The following is a 15,843-nucleotide window of genomic DNA, read 5'->3' as shown; positions in this document are numbered from 1 at the left end:
GTAGGATAAATTAAAAGCTTTTAGGAGGTCTAGATTATGAATATTTATGTATTAGTAAAACGTACTTTTGACACAGAAGAAAAAATCGTTGTTTCTGGCGGTAAGATTCAAGAAGATGGTGCTGAGTTCATCATCAACCCATACGATGAATATGCAATTGAAGAAGCAATCCAAAAGCGTGACGCATTAGGCGGTAAAGTAACAGTTGTGACAATCGGTGGCGAAGATGCAGAAAAGCAATTACGTACAGCTTTAGCAATGGGCGCTGACGAAGCAGTATTAATTAATACAGAAGATGATTTAGATGAGTTAGATCAATACTCTGCAGCTTACATCCTAGCAGAATATTTAAAAGACAAAGAAGCAGATTTAATTTTAGCAGGTAACGTTGCAATCGATGGTGGTTCTGGTCAAGTAGGTCCACGTTTAGCTGATCTATTAGGCATAAACTACGTAACAACAATTACAAGCCTTGAAATCGAAGGCACGAATGTCAAAATTATTCGTGATATCGAAGGTGACTCTGAAATTTTGGAAACGTCGCTACCATTACTAGTAACAGCTCAACAAGGTTTAAACGAGCCACGTTACCCATCTTTACCAGGGATCATGAAAGCAAAGAAAAAGCCGCTTGAAGAGCTTGAGTTAGATGATTTAGATATCGATGAAGACGATGTTGAAGTAAAAGTAGAAACAGTTGAAATTTATTTACCACCGCAAAAAGCAGCAGGTCGCGTATTAGAAGGCGATTTATCTGCTCAGGTAAAAGAATTAGTGAACCTATTACACAACGAAGCGAAAGTTGTCTAATTAAAAATTGTATCGAAAATTAACGCAAAGTTTTACGAAGATGGTAATGGAGGGATATTCATGTCAAAGAAGGTTTTAGTGTTAGGTGAGGTTCGTGAAGGAAGCTTACGTAATGTTTCATTCGAAGCAATCGCAGCAGGTTCTCAAATCGCTGACGGTGGTGAAGTGGTTGCATTATTAGTAGGGGATGCTGTTGCTGGTTTAGCACAAGAAATGATCGCTTATGGTGCAAGCCGCGTCGTTACAGTAGAACACCCACATTTAAAAACATATACATCTGATGGCTACAGCCAAGCAATCTTAGCAGTAGTTGAGCAAGAAAAACCGGAAGCAATCGTATTCGGTCATACTTCTTTAGGTAAAGACTTATCACCAAAAGTAGCTTCTCGCTTAAAATCAGGTTTAATATCAGATGTAACAGAAGTTGAAGGTTCAGGTGATGCGACAGTATTCATCCGCCCAATCTATTCTGGTAAAGCATTTGAAAAAGTAAAAGTAAAAGACGGCGTTATTTTTGCAACAATCCGTCCTAACAATATTGCACCACTTGCTAAAGATGCAGGTCGCTCAGGCGATGTATCTTCGGTATCAGTAGAAATTACAAACTTACGAACAGTGATTAAAGAAGTTGTTCGTAAATCAACTGAAGGTGTAGATCTATCAGAAGCGAAAGTAGTAGTAGCTGGTGGCCGTGGAGTGAAATCTGAAGAAGGTTTCGAACCATTAAAAGATTTAGCAAACTTACTTGGCGGTGCAGTTGGTGCATCTCGTGGTGCATGTGACGCTGAATACTGTGATTACTCATTACAAATCGGTCAAACGGGTAAAGTTGTAACACCTGACCTTTACATTGCAGCTGGTATTTCTGGAGCAATCCAACACTTAGCTGGTATGTCGAACTCTAAAGTAATCGTAGCGATTAACAAAGATCCAGAAGCAAACATCTTCAAAGTAGCGGACTACGGTATCGTAGGCGACCTATTCGAAGTTGTACCAATGCTAATCGAAGAATTTAAAGCGTTAAAAGTTAACGCGTAATGATAAACGGCTTCCTTCAAATTTGAGGGAAGCTGTTTTTTTGCTATGTAGAGATTGGGTGAGCTTTACTTAGAAAAAGGGCGCCTACCACAGTAAGCGCCCTACATGAATGTGTGCTACGACCATATACCCTAAAACACTAAATACTCTGCATTATTACAAGACAAAAACACCACGTTAGTATCTTTTATCAATCCATTAACGCTTCGTAATATACAAGTAAAGTAATTTCATCGTATTTTCTAATGCTTCATAATGTGTACGTTCCATTCCGTGTGACGCGTGAACACCAGGTCCGATTAGGGCACCTTTGATATTATTGCCGCCACGTAGTGCTGCACTTGTATCCGAACCGTACATAGGATAAATATCAACCGCGTATTGCAAGCCATTTTCTTTAGCCAATTCGATAAAGGTTGATGTGATTTCGTAATCGTAAGGTCCACTTGAATCCTTCGCACAAATGGAAACATCATATTCTGTACAGCTTAAATCATCACCGATACAGCCCATATCAACAGAAATGTATTCAGTAATATCAGCAGGAATATACGATGAACCATGACCAACCTCTTCATAGTTGGAAATCACAATTTTCACCGGATAAGCCGGTACGATTTTCTCCTGCTGCATGATTTCAATAAGCGCCAATAAGCACGCTACACTTCCTTTGTCATCAATGAACCGAGATTTCAAAAAGCCGCTTTCTGTTACAGTCGTTTTCGGATCAATAAAAATAAAGTCACCGACACCAATGCCAAGCTTCAAAACATCTTCCTTCGTTTTCACCTTTTCATCGAGACGCACTTCCATAAACTGCGGTTCGCGTTTTTTTGATTTGCTGTCTTCAAATACGTGTACGGATGGGCTAGTGCTCAAAATAGTACCACTATAAGTTCTGCCGTCTCTCGTACGTACAAAAACATATTCGCCATCCCAAGTTGGAACGAGTGGGCCACCTAGAAGCGTAAATTTTAATGTGCCGTGACCAGTAATCGAACGAACCATGGCACCCAATGTATCAACATGCGCAGAAAGACCGATTACTTTCCCTTCATTAGCTCCGGGAATGGAAATGATTCCTCCGCCTTTCAATGTGCGCTCAAATTGATAACCCGTTTGCTGAACGAACTGTTCAACCTTATCCATAATTTCATGGCAATAGCCAGTCGGACTATGCTGTTGTAGTAAGTCCGTTGCGATTTGAAGAACTCGTTCTTTATTAATTGTAATCAATGAAACTTCCTCCCTTATCTACTCTTTCTATAGCTTACTCTACTTCCTTATAGAAGAAAAGAAGCGTATTTTTGAACTATCTAGGAATGCCATTTTAACTATTCTCAAAAAGAAATAGCGTATCAAAACGTTATCAGAAATATCCATCTTGTCGACGTAGCAGTTTACTTTAAGTATTCTTGAATAATAAATTTATTTGGAGGGTAATTTGGTTAAAAAAGCGGTTCACCTCATACGCGAAAAATGAGTACACTTTAAAACCATTCCTTATTAGGTAATGAGTACACTTTGCCAATCGCTTCAGTTTTAAAATCCCGAGCATTTTAGTATTTTTAAATTGGCAAATCATGCTATACTACAAACAGACGTTATATAAGGAGGCTATTTTATTATGGCAATTGTACACGGTACAGATCAAACTTTCGAGCAAGAAATTTCAAACGGTGTGGTTTTAGTAGACTTTTGGGCAGCGTGGTGTGGTCCATGTAAAATGATAGCTCCAGTTCTTGAAGAATTAGATTCAGAAATCGGCAACGATGTTAAAGTCGTAAAAGTTGATGTAGATAACAACCAAGTTACTGCTGCAGAATACCAAATCATGTCGATTCCATCATTACTATTATTCGTAGATGGTGAACTAAAAGCAAAAACTGCTGGCTTCATGCCAAAAGAAGCGTTAATCGACTTCATTAACGACAACAAATAATTAAAACTTTGAAGGCCGTATACCTCACGTAGGTGTACGGCTTTTTTCTTGTCGTTGAATCGGGTACACTAACGATAGATGACATAACAGTAGGTGATAACATGAATCCAACGATTAAGGCAAAGCTTGAAATTTTACCAGATGAATCAGGCTGTTATTTAATGAAAGATCGCCAAGGGACCATTATCTATGTTGGTAAGGCGAAGATTTTGAAAAATCGTGTACGCTCTTATTTCACAGGTAGTCATGATGGTAAAACAGCTCGTTTAGTAAGTGAAATTGAAGATTTCGAGTATATCGTGACGTCAAGTGATATTGAAGCGCTTATTTTAGAGCTCAATCTTATTAAGCTTCATGATCCAAAATACAATATTAAGTTAACTGATGATAAAACATATCCTTATATTAAAATAACAAATGAACGCTATCCGCGAATTTTAACAACACGTAAAATTAAGAAGGATAAGGCGAGATATTTTGGCCCTTATCCAAATGCGTATGCTGCAAATGAAACACGAAAATTACTCGATCGCTTATACCCATTACGTAAATGTGCACAAATGCCAAGCCAAGTTTGTTTGTACTATCATTTAGGACAATGCTTAGCACCATGTGTGAAGGATATTGAGAAAAAAGTGTATGACGAGATGATTGAAGAAATTTCGAAGTTTTTAAACGGTGGCGTTGAGGATGTTAAGCGGCAATTAGAAGCGAAAATGCTTGATGCTGCTGAAAAGTTAGAGTTTGAACGTGCAAAAGAATTCCGAGATTTAATGACGCATATTGATAGTATTATGCAAAAACAAAAGATTATTACAGACGATTTAAGCAACCGCGATGTATTCGGCTATGCGGTTGAAAAAGGTTGGATGTGCGTTCAAGTATTTTTTGTTCGCCAAGGGAAATTAATCGAACGTGATGTCTCTGTTTTTCCTATTTATGATGAGCCAGAACAAGAATTTTTAACGTTTGTTGGACACTTTTACAATGAACCGAATCATCTTTTGCCGAAAGAAATTTTTATTCCACAAGGCATTGATGAAAATATATTACAAAAGTTATTAAATATTAAAATCGTTATTCCAAAAAGAGGCCAGAAAAAAGAACTTGTTGATTTGGCTACAAAAAATGCGACGATTGCTGTTAGCGAAAAATTCCAACTTATTGAACGCCAAGAAGAGCGGACGGTGGGGGCGTGTGAAGCATTAGGGGAAGCGTTAAATATTTCTGCACCGCTACGGATTGAAGCATTCGATAATAGTCATATGCACGGGGCGGATCCTGTTTCGGCTATGGTCGTTTTCGTCGACGGGAAACCAGCGAAAAAGGAATACCGCAAATATAAAACAAGACAAGCTGCAAAGCATGATGATTACGGTGCGATGCAAGAAGTGATACGACGTCGTTATACGCGCGTACTCCGTGAAAATTTACCATTGCCTGATTTAATCGTTATTGATGGTGGTAAGGGTCAAATGGAAGTAGCAAGAGAAGTAATTGAAGATGAGCTTGGCTTGTATATTCCAATCGCAGGGCTAGCAAAAGATAATAAGCACAATACGTCACAACTACTTTTCGGTGATCCTGTTGAACCGATTGCACTGAAACGTACGAGTGATGCGTTTTATTTATTGCAGCGCATTCAAGATGAAGTCCACCGATTTGCGATTACGTTTTTACGCCAACAACGTCAAGCGCATGCTATTGTTTCGGCGCTGGATGATATTGAAGGAGTCGGACCAAAGCGTAAGCAGCAACTCATGAAGCATTTTGGTTCCGTAAAAAAAATACGAGAGGCATCCATTGATCAATTGCTTGAAGCGGGAATTCCTCATGCGTTGGCCCAAACAATTTATACGCATTTTCACGAAGCTTCATTAGAATGATGACTAGCATTATGTTACTATTAAAATAATTCAATATTTTCAATCGATAGAGGTGCAGTATTCAATAGTACATTGCTTGAGGAAGAACAATTCCGATGACAGCAATCGAAAGGGGAGCTTGCCGAAGTGAATTACGTATTGTTCGCGGAATTTGCTGGTGTTGCATTTAACAGATGTAAGACTGTCAGAGCTAATGTTCTGGAGAGCTATCCGTGAATTACATTTAACTATTATTTGTCTTGACGGCGACTTTCCATGAACGTGGAAGGTCGCTTTTGTTCTGGATTTGGTTAGGTAAGCGGTATTTGTAACTGCAAATAGTTGCTATGAAAAGTACTAAAAGACCAGGAAAGCACATACACTAAGTGGTTGTGAATTACAGCATATGTAGACGGTACAATGATAAAAGGGGATGTCGAAATGGAAAAAAGTTTAATTGTGCATGGTATAGCCTATGAATCGGATATTATTCGATTAACAATTGGTTACGATTCATATGAAATGGCGGCGTTATCAGGTGTATTTAGCATTTTAGAGGAAAATAAGATTAACGTAGATATTATCGTGCAGGCAGTCATTGAAAACGTCAAGCCAACGATTTCATTTACCATTTCGAAAGAGCAGTTTGCGCAAAGTTTACGTGTTTTAGAAACGAGCAAGCCATCATTAGGCTTTCGTTTTGCTGATTTTGAAGTGGGCTTAGCAAAAGTATCAATCATTGGTTCTGGTATGGCTTCAAGTCCAGGCGTGGCAGCGCGAATGTTTGCATGTTTAGGCCGTGAGCATATTCCCGTGAAAATGGTGAGTACGTCAGAAATTATCGTATCAGTTGTCGTGCCACAAGATGATATGGTACGCGCGGCAAATGCCTTACATGATGAATTTAATTTAGCGATGCGAGGAGTTATTGCGGGATAAAAGCATAAAAAAAGAGCTGCCACAAAACTGTGCAGCTCTTTTCTCATTAAATTTGTTCCTTCAAATCCCACTTTAAAGTAAATTTAACTAGGTTTTTCTTTTCATTCTTTTCTTCATAGCACTCCGTTAAGAAGCCGAGTTGCTTTTGTTTTTGCTCTGCTAAAAAACCAGCTTCTAAACGGAAACAACGCTGTTCGATATTCAAAGAGTTTTCCTCTTCTGTCGTAAGTATGTAATGTGTTTCGTCTTTGGCTTCTTTTTCAAGTACTAACTGACCCCAACCAGCTTCAACGAAGAAAGAAGCAACTTCGTCCATTGAGAATAATGGGAATTTTCTAGCTAATTCCTTGCCTGCCCAGTATAGTACATCTTCTTCATGCTTTCCTAAAATTGAATGAAGTAGATGATCACGAATGATTTCGTAACCAAAACTTGGAATCGTTTTCATTTTATACCCTTCCATAGTAAAACCTCTTTCATAAATTTTCTTATATAAATAGATTCATTGTAAAAGAATAGCGCAATAAGAAAGAATAACCATTACTAAAGCAGTAAAAAACCGTCTTTAAAATGATTATAAAATATCTTGTGTTGCCTTGACGCTAGTATCTGTTGAGAGTACAATGGACATGTCATAATATTGTACCATGATGAAATATGCAGTCAACAAAACATCGTCTAAAATTTCTTGACGAATGTGACTGGAAATTTCAAGTACTAAGGGGGGTAACAGTTTTGTCGAAAGATCGCGAATTTTTATGGCGCCGCTTACACTCGTTACTAGGTGTAGTTCCTGTCGGGTTGTTCTTGGTGTTCCACTTATGTTTGAACTTTACTGCAATTAGCGGTGAAGCAAATTACAATGATTCAATTGGACTTTTAGATCTAGTTCCACATTGGTTATTGTTAGTTATGGAATGGGTTATTATTTATATCCCACTTATGTTCCACGCATTCTACGGAGTGTTTATTGCATTTACTGCTACACACAACACGAAACGTTTCAGCACGTTCCGTAACTGGATGTTTACATTACAACGTTTTACAGGGATTTTCCTTGTAATCTTCATTGCATGGCATATCTTCCAAACACGTATCCAAAGAGCATTTGGTGCTGACGTTGATTGGAACATGATTGCAGAAATCGTGGACAATCCATTAATGTTAGCGTTTTATATTGTTGGTATCGTGTCTGCAACATTCCACTTAGCGAACGGCTTATGGACATTCTGCGTTAGCTGGGGTATCACTCAATCTAGAAAATCTCAACAAATCTTCACTTATGTTTCATTAGTGGTATTTGTGATTTTAAGTATTATTGGTGTTGCAGCAATCGTTTCATTCGCATAATCCTACCTACTTGACCACTAATATCTAGTAGGGACAAGATTGGGCTGAATTTGTGAGTAAAGTATTTAGCAATTAATTAAGGAGTGAGAAATAATCATGGCAAAGAGTAAAATTATCGTCGTTGGTGGCGGTCTTGCCGGCTTAATGGCTACGATTAAAGCTGCTGAAGCTGGTACTGCAGTTGAATTATTCTCGTTAGTTCCAGTTAAACGTTCACACTCTGTTTGTGCACAAGGCGGAATTAACGGAGCAGTTAATACAAAAGGTGAAGGGGATTCTCCATGGATCCACTTTGATGATACAGTATACGGTGGGGACTTCTTAGCGAACCAACCACCAGTAAAAGCTATGGCTGATGCCGCTCCTGGTATCATCCACTTAATGGACCGTATGGGTGTAATGTTCAACCGTACGCCAGAAGGTTTACTTGACTTCCGTCGTTTCGGCGGTACGTTAATGCACCGTACAGCATTCGCTGGTGCAACAACTGGTCAACAATTACTATACGCACTAGATGAGCAAGTTCGTTCTCACGAAGTAGCTGGTTTAGTAACAAAATATGAACACTGGGAATTCCTTGGAACAGTTATCGATGACGAAGGCTCTTGCCGCGGTGTCGTAGCTCAAGATTTACGTTCTGAAGAAATTAAATCATTCCGTTCTGATGCTGTAATTATGGCAACAGGTGGTCCTGGTATTATCTTCGGTAAAACAACGAACTCAGTAATCAACACTGGTTCTGCTGCATCTATCGTTTATCAACAAGGTGCTTCTTATGCGAACGGTGAAATGATTCAAATTCACCCAACAGCGATTCCTGGGGACGACAAAAACCGTCTAATGTCAGAATCTGCTCGTGGTGAAGGTGGTCGTATTTGGACTTACAAAGACGGTAAGCCTTGGTACTTCTTAGAAGAAAAATACCCAGCTTACGGTAACTTAGTACCTCGTGATATCGCGACTCGTGAAATCTTCGACGTATGTGTAAACCAAAAATTAGGTATCAATGGTGAAAACATGGTTTATTTAGACCTTTCACACAAAGATCCACATGAATTAGATATCAAATTAGGTGGTATCATCGAAATCTACGAAAAATTCGTAGGTGATGACCCACGTAAATTACCAATGAAAATCTTCCCAGCGGTTCACTATTCAATGGGTGGTTTATGGGTAGATTACAACCAAATGACTGAAATTCCAGGTTTATTCGCTGCTGGTGAATGTGACTTCTCACAACATGGTGCAAACCGTTTAGGTGCGAACTCATTATTATCTGCGATTTTCGGTGGTATGGTTGCTGGTCCTAATGCTGTTAATTACGTTCAAGGACTTAAAAAACATGCAGTAGATTTACCAGAAACAATCTATACTGCTCGTGAAGAAGAAGAAAAAGCAAAATGGGAATCTATCCTGAAAATGGAAGGCTCAGAAAATGCTTATTTACTTCACAAAGAACTTGGTGAATGGATGACTGACAATATGACAGTTGTACGTTACAATGACAAGTTAGAAGAAACGTATAAAAAATTAACTGAATTACAAGAGCGTTGGAACGACATCAACATGAATGACACACAAAAATGGTCAAACCAAGGTGCTCACTTCACTCGTCAGTTAAAAAATATGTTATATTTAGCTAAAGTTATGACTAAGGGTGCATTATTACGTAACGAATCTCGTGGTGCTCACTATAAACCAGACTTCCCAGAACGTGATGATGAAAACTTCTTAAAAACAACTATGGCAAAATTCGACCCTGCAACGGGCGAACCAATTATCACTTATCAAGAAGTAGACGTTTCGTTAATTCCACCACGTAAACGCGACTACTCAGCGTAAGAAGGGAGAACTATACAATGGAAACAGTAAATACTGGCAGAACAGTTAAGTTAGAAATCGTTCGTCAAGATACAGAGAATGGTTCTACTCGCGTTGAGAAATTCGAAGTTCCTTACCGCCCTGGTATGAACGTAATCTCTGCTTTAATGCATATTCAAAAAAATCCTGTAACAGCTGATGGTCAAAAAACGACTCCAGTTGCTTGGGATATGAACTGTTTAGAAGAAGTTTGTGGTGCATGTTCAATGGTAATCAACGGACGTCCACAACAATCTTGTTCAGCATTAGTAGACAAATTAACTCAACCAATTACATTAGAACCAATGAAAACTTTCCCAGTCATCCGTGACTTACAAGTTGACCGTCAACGTATGTTCAACGCACTTAAGAAAGTAAAAGCATGGGTTCCAATTGATGGTACTTATGATTTAGGTGAAGGTCCACGTATGCCTGAGCGCAAACGTCAATGGGCTTATGAATTATCTAAATGTATGACTTGTGGTGTATGTATGGAAGCATGTCCAAACGTATCTGAAAAATCTTCATTTATGGGACCTCAACCATTATCACAAGTTCGTTTATTCAATACTCACCCAACTGGTGCGATGAATAAAGACGAACGTTTAGAAACAATCATGGGCGACGGTGGTCTTGCTAACTGTGGTAACTCACAAAACTGTGTAGCTGCTTGTCCAAAAGGTATTCCTTTAACAACATCTATCGCAGCACTTAACCGTGCAACAACAGTTCAAATGTTCAAGAACTTCTTCGGTTCTGACCACATGGTTGACTAATCTAACCTATTCAAAAGGCTCTCACATTTGTGGGGGCCTTTTTTTTCGTAGTATTGGGAATATTGCCGAAGTGTGTCGACTCATTAATTAGGGAGTGAATAAGGGGTACTGTGTTTTAGTGGGCTCAGCGCATAAATCACACAAAACTTTATTACTGCACATAACTCCGTATTTCTACATTAGAAAAATAATGCTATAATGAACGGGTATTCATTATCGGGGGATGATGATTTTTCATATTAAAGGGGGAGTTTTTATGCGAGCAGCATATATTCAAGATTTACAGGAATGGATGAACGGGTTTAACTTTTCGACAAAGGTACGGGTGCGTTTTTCAGAGACAGATATGTATGGACATGTGAACAACACGAAGGTATTTGCGTATTTTGAATATGCACGTATTGAATATTTTAAAACAATGAACTTTGATTTTCTTGGCAAAGATGGCAAGAAAAATATGCTTGTTGTAGCAGACATCCAATGTGATTATGTGAACCAAGTATTTTTCGATGAGGAATTAACGGTTTATGTGAAAACAGCGTCGATTGGTTCGTCGTCTATGGATCTACATTATCTAGTGAAAAACGACAAGGATGAAATTTGCTATACAGCACGTGGAACGTTAGTACAATTGAACGCGCATACGGGTAAAGGTGTACCATTATTAGAAGAACAGAAAAAAATATTGCTTGGGAAATAGTTAAATGCCCTCACCTCACGTATGTGTACGACATAATGTACAAGGAAGAGGATAGGAGGGTGTTGCTCAATGAATCGTCCGCAGCATCGTTCGCTGTTAACGAAAAGAGAACGAGAAATTTTTGAACTATTAATTCAGGACTATTCTACTCGCGAAATATCGACAGAATTAGGCATCAGTGAAAAAACTGTGCGTAATCATATTTCAAATACGATTCAAAAGCTAGGGGTATCAAGTCGCACACAAGCAATTCTTGAATTATTACGATTGCAAGAATTGTCAATAAACTGATTGGATACTTGCTATTTTATGAAAAAAACTTCAAAATAGAACTATGAAACGTATCGGGGAGTGAATGGAGTAGATGATAGAACAAGACAAACATAGCTCTGAATCTATAGCAATCTTAGAAAAAGAATTAAGATATATTTCTCACTTAATAAAGCAAAAAGGTCGCGAAATTTTAAGCAATTATACCATCACACCTCCACAATTTATCGCACTACAATGGCTGCATGAATCTGGAGATATGACAATTGGTGATTTATCGACAAGAATGTTTTTGGCATTTAGTACGACAACAGATTTAGTCGATCGTATGGAGAAACATGAACTCGTTCAACGTGTGCGTGATGAAAATGATCGTCGCGTCATACGTATTCATCTATTACCTGAAGGCGAACGTATCATTCAAGAAGTAATTATCAAGCGTCAAGATTATTTACGTACTATTACAGGCGAATTTAATGACAAAGAGTTCGAGCAATTATCGAAGAACTTACAAAAGCTACATTTATTAATGAAATAGGATAGAGGCGGTACAAGTGAATGCCCCAATTGGTGTAATCGATTCTGGAGTTGGCGGTTTAACAGTAGCAAAAGCAATTATGGAGCTTTTGCCAAACGAAACCATTTATTATATGGGAGATACAGCGCGATGTCCTTATGGGCCGCGTACAAAACAAGAAGTACGAAATTTCACATGGCAAATGGCAAAAGCACTTGAGAAAATGGACATTAAAATGCTAGTCATTGCCTGTAACACAGCAACAGCAGCAGCATTAGAAAGTTTACAAAAACATATGCCATTTCCGGTTTTAGGTGTTATAAACGCAGGGGCGCGCGCAGCAATTAAAAAGACAAAACGTAATGAAATCGTCGTTTTAGCAACTGAGGGAACGATTAAAAGTGGTGCTTATGAAGAAGCAATTTTGTCACTTTCAACAAAGGCAACCATTCATCCGCTTGCTTGTCCGACATTCGTTCCACTTGTAGAAAGTGGTGAGTATGAAGGGCAGTTCTCTTTTGACCTAGTTGAAAAAGGACTAGAGCCAATTGCTAATGAACGATTTGATACAGTCATTTTAGGTTGTACACATTATCCGATTTTACAAAAGCAAATTGAAGCAGCTGTCGGACCAAAAGTGAATGTACTATCATCCGCTGAAGAAACAGCAAAAGATGTTGAAAGCATTTTACGTTATAATGGTCAGTTACGTACGAATGCAGAGCCACCGAAGCATATTCTTCATGCATCGGGTTCTGTACCAATTTTCCGTTCCATTGCGGAGCGTTGGTTAGAAAGTAACGAATTAGATATTCGTAAAATTTCATTTGAAAAATAAGGGGAGACTTGAATAGATGAATCGTCTATTCAAGTCTTTTCTTTATGTAATGGGCTTTTCCACTTTAGACGACTAAAAAAGTATGTTAAGATTAGTGCGCGAAACTATTTAGGAGGTCACTTATGACTAGACATGACTTACGAGCTGTGAATGAATTACGTCCAGTTCAAATTGAAAATAATTATTTAATGCATCCAGAAGGTTCTGTATTAATTACAGTTGGGAATACAAAGGTAATTTGTACAGCAACAATTGAAGATCGAGTACCAGGCTTCCTACGTGGACAAGGGAAAGGTTGGATTACAGCTGAGTATTCAATGCTTCCACGTGCCACAGAACAGCGTACACGCCGCGAATCATCAGCTGGTAAGGTAACAGGTCGTACAATGGAAATTCAACGTCTAATTGGCCGTGCATTACGTGCGGTAGTAGATTTAGATACACTTGGTGAAAAAACTGTGTGGATTGACTGTGATGTCATTCAAGCAGATGGTGGTACACGTACTGCTTCCATTACAGGCGCTTTCGTTGCGATGACTCAAGCAATCGCAAAATTAGCACAAGAAAAACCTTTCGCTAAATTCCCTGTAACTGATTTCCTAGCAGCAACAAGTGTTGGTAAATTAGCAGAAATTGGTGCTGCATTAGACTTAAACTACATTGAAGATTCTGCTGCAGAAGTTGATATGAATGTCGTGATGACAGGCTCTGGTCAATTTGTGGAATTACAAGGGACAGGCGAGGAAGCTACTTTCTCACGCGCTGAACTCAATGAATTATTAGATTTAGGTGAAGCAGGTATTGCGCAGCTAATTACCATTCAGAAAGAAGCATTAGGTGAGTTAGCAGCATTCGTTGGAAAGGTGGAAGCCTAATGAAACAAGTAGTCATTGCCACGAAAAATAAAGGCAAAGCAAAAGACTTTGAAGCATTATTCAATCCATTCGGCTATGAAGTCGTGACAATGTTCGAGGTGGCACCTGATTTAGAAATCGAAGAAACAGGTACGACATTTGAAGAAAATGCGATTTTAAAAGCAGAAACTTTAGCGAATTTACTAGGTAAAATCGTAATCGCTGATGATAGCGGTTTAATGGTCGATGCATTAAACGGTGAACCAGGCGTATATTCAGCTCGTTACGCAGGTGACCATGATGATGAAGCGAACATGGTAAAACTGTTGGCAAACATGAAAGATGTGCCTGAGGAAGCGCGTACAGCACGTTTTTGCTGTGCATTAGCTATCGCTGGACCAAATATGGAAACAAAAACAGTATTCGGTACATGCGAAGGTGTCATCGCACATGAGAAGAAGGGGACAAATGGTTTCGGCTATGACCCAGTATTCTATGTGCCAGCATTAGAAAAACATATGGCAGAGCTTTCTGCTGACGATAAAGGCGCCATTTCTCACCGTGGGAATGCCATTCGTAAATTAGCGTTACAATTAGCGGAATTATTGAAGTAATCTTTTAGTAAAATAATGAATGAGGTGACGGTATGAAACTATTAGTAATGAGTGATACGCATGGTGACGTGGAAGTGATTGAACGTGTAAAGGGTTATCATCCAGACGCTGCTAAGATGATTCATTGCGGGGATAGTGAATTACCGTACAATCATTCTGCCATGCAAGGCTTAGAGCGCGTCAAGGGCAACTGTGATCACGACAGCAACTATTTAGAGGAGATTGTGTTCCAAGTAGGCGAAGAGCGTGTATACGTGACGCATGGCCATCTGTATGAGGTGAAAACGTCGCCGATGAAACTTGTGTACCGTGCAAAAGAACTTGGTGCAACGATTGTATGCTTTGGTCATTCGCATATATTAGGCGCGGAATATATTGATGATATTTTCTTTGTAAATCCAGGTAGCTTACTGAAGCCAAGACGTATTAAAGAAAAATCTTTCGTGACGATTACTATTTCTAAAACACATTTCATTTTGGATTGCTATGATGAAAATAATGATTTGATCGAGCAAATGTTCATTGAACGATAGGTGATAGTTTGTTTAGTTGAATCGAGCAGGTTATTAGCTGGAATTATTATTTTACCCAAATAATGATTTTTATTTAAAAAGCTGTTGACTTTCAAGTTCTGCTAGCATATAATAAAAATTGTCTTTACTACCAGATAGTTAGTAAAAAACATTGTCTCAGTAGCTCAGCTGGATAGAGCAACGCCCTTCTAAGGCGTCGGTCGGGGGTTCGAATCCCTCCTGGGACATCAATAATTCGAGAAGCACTTTGCGTATATGCAAAGTGTTTTTTGTTTTGTAAAGTATAGAAGAATCATCAAATTAAAGGTGTTTATCTTGGAGAGGCGTTTTTAGATATCCCTTTTTAATATAATAAAGGCCAGTATAAATAGAATTGATTGAATGGAATTTAAAGGATTGATAAAACTGTTATTATATATCACTACTTTTTAGTGCAAATTGCAGTTTATTTTCAACTTTATGTTTACATCTGGTGCGGTATTTTGTCAGATAGAAGAAGTTTGAACTAATAGAAAAGCGTTACAAATCCTTTGTTATCAAAGATCGTAACGCTTTCTTTTTTTGGGGGAACGTTATTTTGAATATGATTGTATATATTAAATCTATGTATTAATAGTACTCGATGTTGTTTTAAAGATGCACTAATTCTTACTCAATACTATCTATATAGCATAACGATTAATGCAATAACACCAACTAAAAAGGGGATAGTGAAGGCAATTACGTTGCGTTTCTCCCCTTTTTTATAAGACCCATACGCTAACATTAAAAATGTAATCCCAAAGAAAAAATACATGATTGGCTGGAACTTTAAATCTCCTGTAATAACACCATGTAGACCAAATGCAACGGCAAAAACTATAGAAATATAAGATATTAACTTCAAGAGCTTAATCCTCCTAGCTAATCAGTTCAAATTCATATTTAACATTGTATC

General features: G+C 38.4%; 18 protein-coding genes, 1 tRNA gene and 1 riboswitch. Of the genes, 16 read left to right on the top strand and 3 right to left on the bottom strand.

Features of this window, described 5'->3' with window-relative positions; all coding sequences use genetic code 11:
- Positions 1-36 precede the first annotated feature (36 nt).
- Positions 37-810: an electron transfer flavoprotein subunit beta/FixA family protein gene (locus DCE79_RS13020; RefSeq protein WP_108713466.1), complete on the top strand. Its 774-nt coding sequence runs from the start codon at positions 37-39 to the stop codon at positions 808-810.
- A 60-nt stretch (positions 811-870) separates the two neighbouring features.
- Positions 871-1,848, top strand: a complete 978-nt coding sequence (locus DCE79_RS13015; RefSeq protein WP_108713465.1) for an electron transfer flavoprotein subunit alpha/FixB family protein — start codon at positions 871-873, stop codon at positions 1,846-1,848.
- A 198-nt stretch (positions 1,849-2,046) separates the two neighbouring features.
- On the opposite strand, the gene DCE79_RS13010 is transcribed toward DCE79_RS13015, so the two are convergent.
- Positions 2,047-3,075 (bottom strand): M42 family metallopeptidase, encoded by a 1,029-nt coding sequence (locus DCE79_RS13010; RefSeq protein WP_199912330.1) that lies wholly within the window; start codon positions 3,073-3,075, stop codon positions 2,047-2,049.
- 400 nt (positions 3,076-3,475) lie between these two features.
- Here DCE79_RS13010 and trxA point away from each other — a divergent pair, with 400 nt between their 5' ends.
- The 3 genes from trxA (at position 3,476) to DCE79_RS12995 (ending at position 6,594) form a co-directional block, all read left to right on the top strand.
- Entirely contained in the window at positions 3,476-3,790 is a 315-nt protein-coding gene (gene trxA, locus DCE79_RS13005; protein WP_108713464.1) for a thioredoxin, read from the top strand.
- Between the two features lie 101 nt (positions 3,791-3,891).
- Positions 3,892-5,676, top strand: coding sequence for an excinuclease ABC subunit UvrC (uvrC, locus tag DCE79_RS13000; RefSeq protein WP_108713463.1), 1,785 nt, complete (start codon positions 3,892-3,894; stop codon positions 5,674-5,676).
- Positions 5,677-5,715: 39 nt separating this feature from the next.
- Positions 5,716-5,893, top strand: a riboswitch (Lysine riboswitch).
- A 203-nt stretch (positions 5,894-6,096) separates the two neighbouring features.
- Positions 6,097-6,594 carry an ACT domain-containing protein gene (locus tag DCE79_RS12995; protein WP_234417265.1) on the top strand — a complete coding sequence of 166 codons (498 nt, stop codon included), beginning with the start codon at positions 6,097-6,099 and terminating at the stop codon, positions 6,592-6,594.
- Positions 6,595-6,640: 46 nt separating this feature from the next.
- Here the strand turns inward: DCE79_RS12995 and DCE79_RS12990 are convergent, their stop codons facing one another.
- Positions 6,641-7,057, bottom strand: coding sequence for a YslB family protein (locus DCE79_RS12990; protein WP_108713462.1), 417 nt, complete (start codon positions 7,055-7,057; stop codon positions 6,641-6,643).
- Positions 7,058-7,329: 272 nt separating this feature from the next.
- Here DCE79_RS12990 and DCE79_RS12985 point away from each other — a divergent pair, with 272 nt between their 5' ends.
- The 11 genes from DCE79_RS12985 (at position 7,330) to DCE79_RS12935 (ending at position 15,133) form a co-directional block, all read left to right on the top strand.
- The gene (locus tag DCE79_RS12985; RefSeq protein WP_108713461.1) at positions 7,330-7,944 is read left to right on the top strand and encodes a succinate dehydrogenase cytochrome b558 subunit; all 615 of its coding nucleotides are present in this window, start codon (positions 7,330-7,332) and stop codon (positions 7,942-7,944) included.
- A gap of 96 nt (positions 7,945-8,040) precedes the next feature.
- A complete protein-coding gene (sdhA, locus tag DCE79_RS12980) occupies positions 8,041-9,786 on the top strand; it encodes a succinate dehydrogenase flavoprotein subunit (RefSeq protein ID WP_108713460.1) in 1,746 nt (581 codons plus the stop codon).
- Positions 9,787-9,803: 17 nt separating this feature from the next.
- Entirely contained in the window at positions 9,804-10,580 is a 777-nt protein-coding gene (gene sdhB / locus DCE79_RS12975; RefSeq protein ID WP_108713459.1) for a succinate dehydrogenase iron-sulfur subunit, read from the top strand.
- Positions 10,581-10,836: 256 nt separating this feature from the next.
- A complete protein-coding gene (locus DCE79_RS12970; protein WP_108713458.1) occupies positions 10,837-11,280 on the top strand; it encodes an acyl-CoA thioesterase in 444 nt (147 codons plus the stop codon).
- A 69-nt stretch (positions 11,281-11,349) separates the two neighbouring features.
- Positions 11,350-11,571, top strand: a complete 222-nt coding sequence (locus DCE79_RS12965; protein ID WP_108713457.1) for a helix-turn-helix domain-containing protein — start codon at positions 11,350-11,352, stop codon at positions 11,569-11,571.
- A gap of 73 nt (positions 11,572-11,644) precedes the next feature.
- Positions 11,645-12,088, top strand: coding sequence for a MarR family winged helix-turn-helix transcriptional regulator (locus DCE79_RS12960; protein WP_108713456.1), 444 nt, complete (start codon positions 11,645-11,647; stop codon positions 12,086-12,088).
- 16 nt (positions 12,089-12,104) lie between these two features.
- Entirely contained in the window at positions 12,105-12,905 is an 801-nt protein-coding gene (racE, locus tag DCE79_RS12955; RefSeq protein ID WP_108713455.1) for a glutamate racemase, read from the top strand.
- A 122-nt stretch (positions 12,906-13,027) separates the two neighbouring features.
- Positions 13,028-13,780 carry a ribonuclease PH gene (rph, locus tag DCE79_RS12950; RefSeq protein WP_108713454.1) on the top strand — a complete coding sequence of 251 codons (753 nt, stop codon included), beginning with the start codon at positions 13,028-13,030 and terminating at the stop codon, positions 13,778-13,780.
- A complete protein-coding gene (locus DCE79_RS12945) occupies positions 13,780-14,373 on the top strand; it encodes an XTP/dITP diphosphatase (RefSeq protein WP_108713453.1) in 594 nt (197 codons plus the stop codon). Before rph ends, DCE79_RS12945 begins: the two co-directional genes overlap by 1 nt.
- Before the next feature lie 32 nt (positions 14,374-14,405).
- The gene (locus tag DCE79_RS12940) at positions 14,406-14,906 is read left to right on the top strand and encodes a YfcE family phosphodiesterase (RefSeq protein WP_108713452.1); all 501 of its coding nucleotides are present in this window, start codon (positions 14,406-14,408) and stop codon (positions 14,904-14,906) included.
- Between the two features lie 153 nt (positions 14,907-15,059).
- Positions 15,060-15,133, top strand: a tRNA-Arg gene (locus tag DCE79_RS12935).
- Between the two features lie 431 nt (positions 15,134-15,564).
- Here the strand turns inward: DCE79_RS12935 and DCE79_RS12930 are convergent.
- Positions 15,565-15,792, bottom strand: a complete 228-nt coding sequence (locus DCE79_RS12930; protein ID WP_108713451.1) for a hypothetical protein — start codon at positions 15,790-15,792, stop codon at positions 15,565-15,567.
- Positions 15,793-15,843 lie beyond the last annotated feature (51 nt).

The sequence above is a fragment of the Lysinibacillus sp. 2017 genome (assembly GCF_003073375.1).
In the GTDB taxonomy this organism is placed as follows: domain Bacteria; phylum Bacillota; class Bacilli; order Bacillales_A; family Planococcaceae; genus Solibacillus.
Note: the sequence above shows the minus strand (reverse complement) of the source record. Positions and strands in the feature narration are given on the sequence as shown.

What these genes read in the sequence shown, in the direction of transcription:
- DCE79_RS13020 (WP_108713466.1), top strand. Translation starts at nt 37, where the DNA reads ATGAATATTTATGTATTAGTAAAACGTACTTTTGACACAGAAGAAAAA.
- DCE79_RS13015 (WP_108713465.1), top strand. Translation starts at nt 871, where the DNA reads ATGTCAAAGAAGGTTTTAGTGTTAGGTGAGGTTCGTGAAGGAAGCTTA.
- trxA (WP_108713464.1), top strand. Translation starts at nt 3,476, where the DNA reads ATGGCAATTGTACACGGTACAGATCAAACTTTCGAGCAAGAAATTTCA.
- uvrC (WP_108713463.1), top strand. Translation starts at nt 3,892, where the DNA reads ATGAATCCAACGATTAAGGCAAAGCTTGAAATTTTACCAGATGAATCA.
- DCE79_RS12995 (WP_234417265.1), top strand. Translation starts at nt 6,097, where the DNA reads ATGGAAAAAAGTTTAATTGTGCATGGTATAGCCTATGAATCGGATATT.
- DCE79_RS12990 (WP_108713462.1), bottom strand. Translation starts at nt 7,057, where the DNA reads ATGGAAGGGTATAAAATGAAAACGATTCCAAGTTTTGGTTACGAAATC.
- sdhA (WP_108713460.1), top strand. Translation starts at nt 8,041, where the DNA reads ATGGCAAAGAGTAAAATTATCGTCGTTGGTGGCGGTCTTGCCGGCTTA.
- sdhB (WP_108713459.1), top strand. Translation starts at nt 9,804, where the DNA reads ATGGAAACAGTAAATACTGGCAGAACAGTTAAGTTAGAAATCGTTCGT.
- DCE79_RS12970 (WP_108713458.1), top strand. Translation starts at nt 10,837, where the DNA reads ATGCGAGCAGCATATATTCAAGATTTACAGGAATGGATGAACGGGTTT.
- DCE79_RS12965 (WP_108713457.1), top strand. Translation starts at nt 11,350, where the DNA reads ATGAATCGTCCGCAGCATCGTTCGCTGTTAACGAAAAGAGAACGAGAA.
- DCE79_RS12960 (WP_108713456.1), top strand. Translation starts at nt 11,645, where the DNA reads ATGATAGAACAAGACAAACATAGCTCTGAATCTATAGCAATCTTAGAA.
- rph (WP_108713454.1), top strand. Translation starts at nt 13,028, where the DNA reads ATGACTAGACATGACTTACGAGCTGTGAATGAATTACGTCCAGTTCAA.
- DCE79_RS12945 (WP_108713453.1), top strand. Translation starts at nt 13,780, where the DNA reads ATGAAACAAGTAGTCATTGCCACGAAAAATAAAGGCAAAGCAAAAGAC.
- DCE79_RS12940 (WP_108713452.1), top strand. Translation starts at nt 14,406, where the DNA reads ATGAAACTATTAGTAATGAGTGATACGCATGGTGACGTGGAAGTGATT.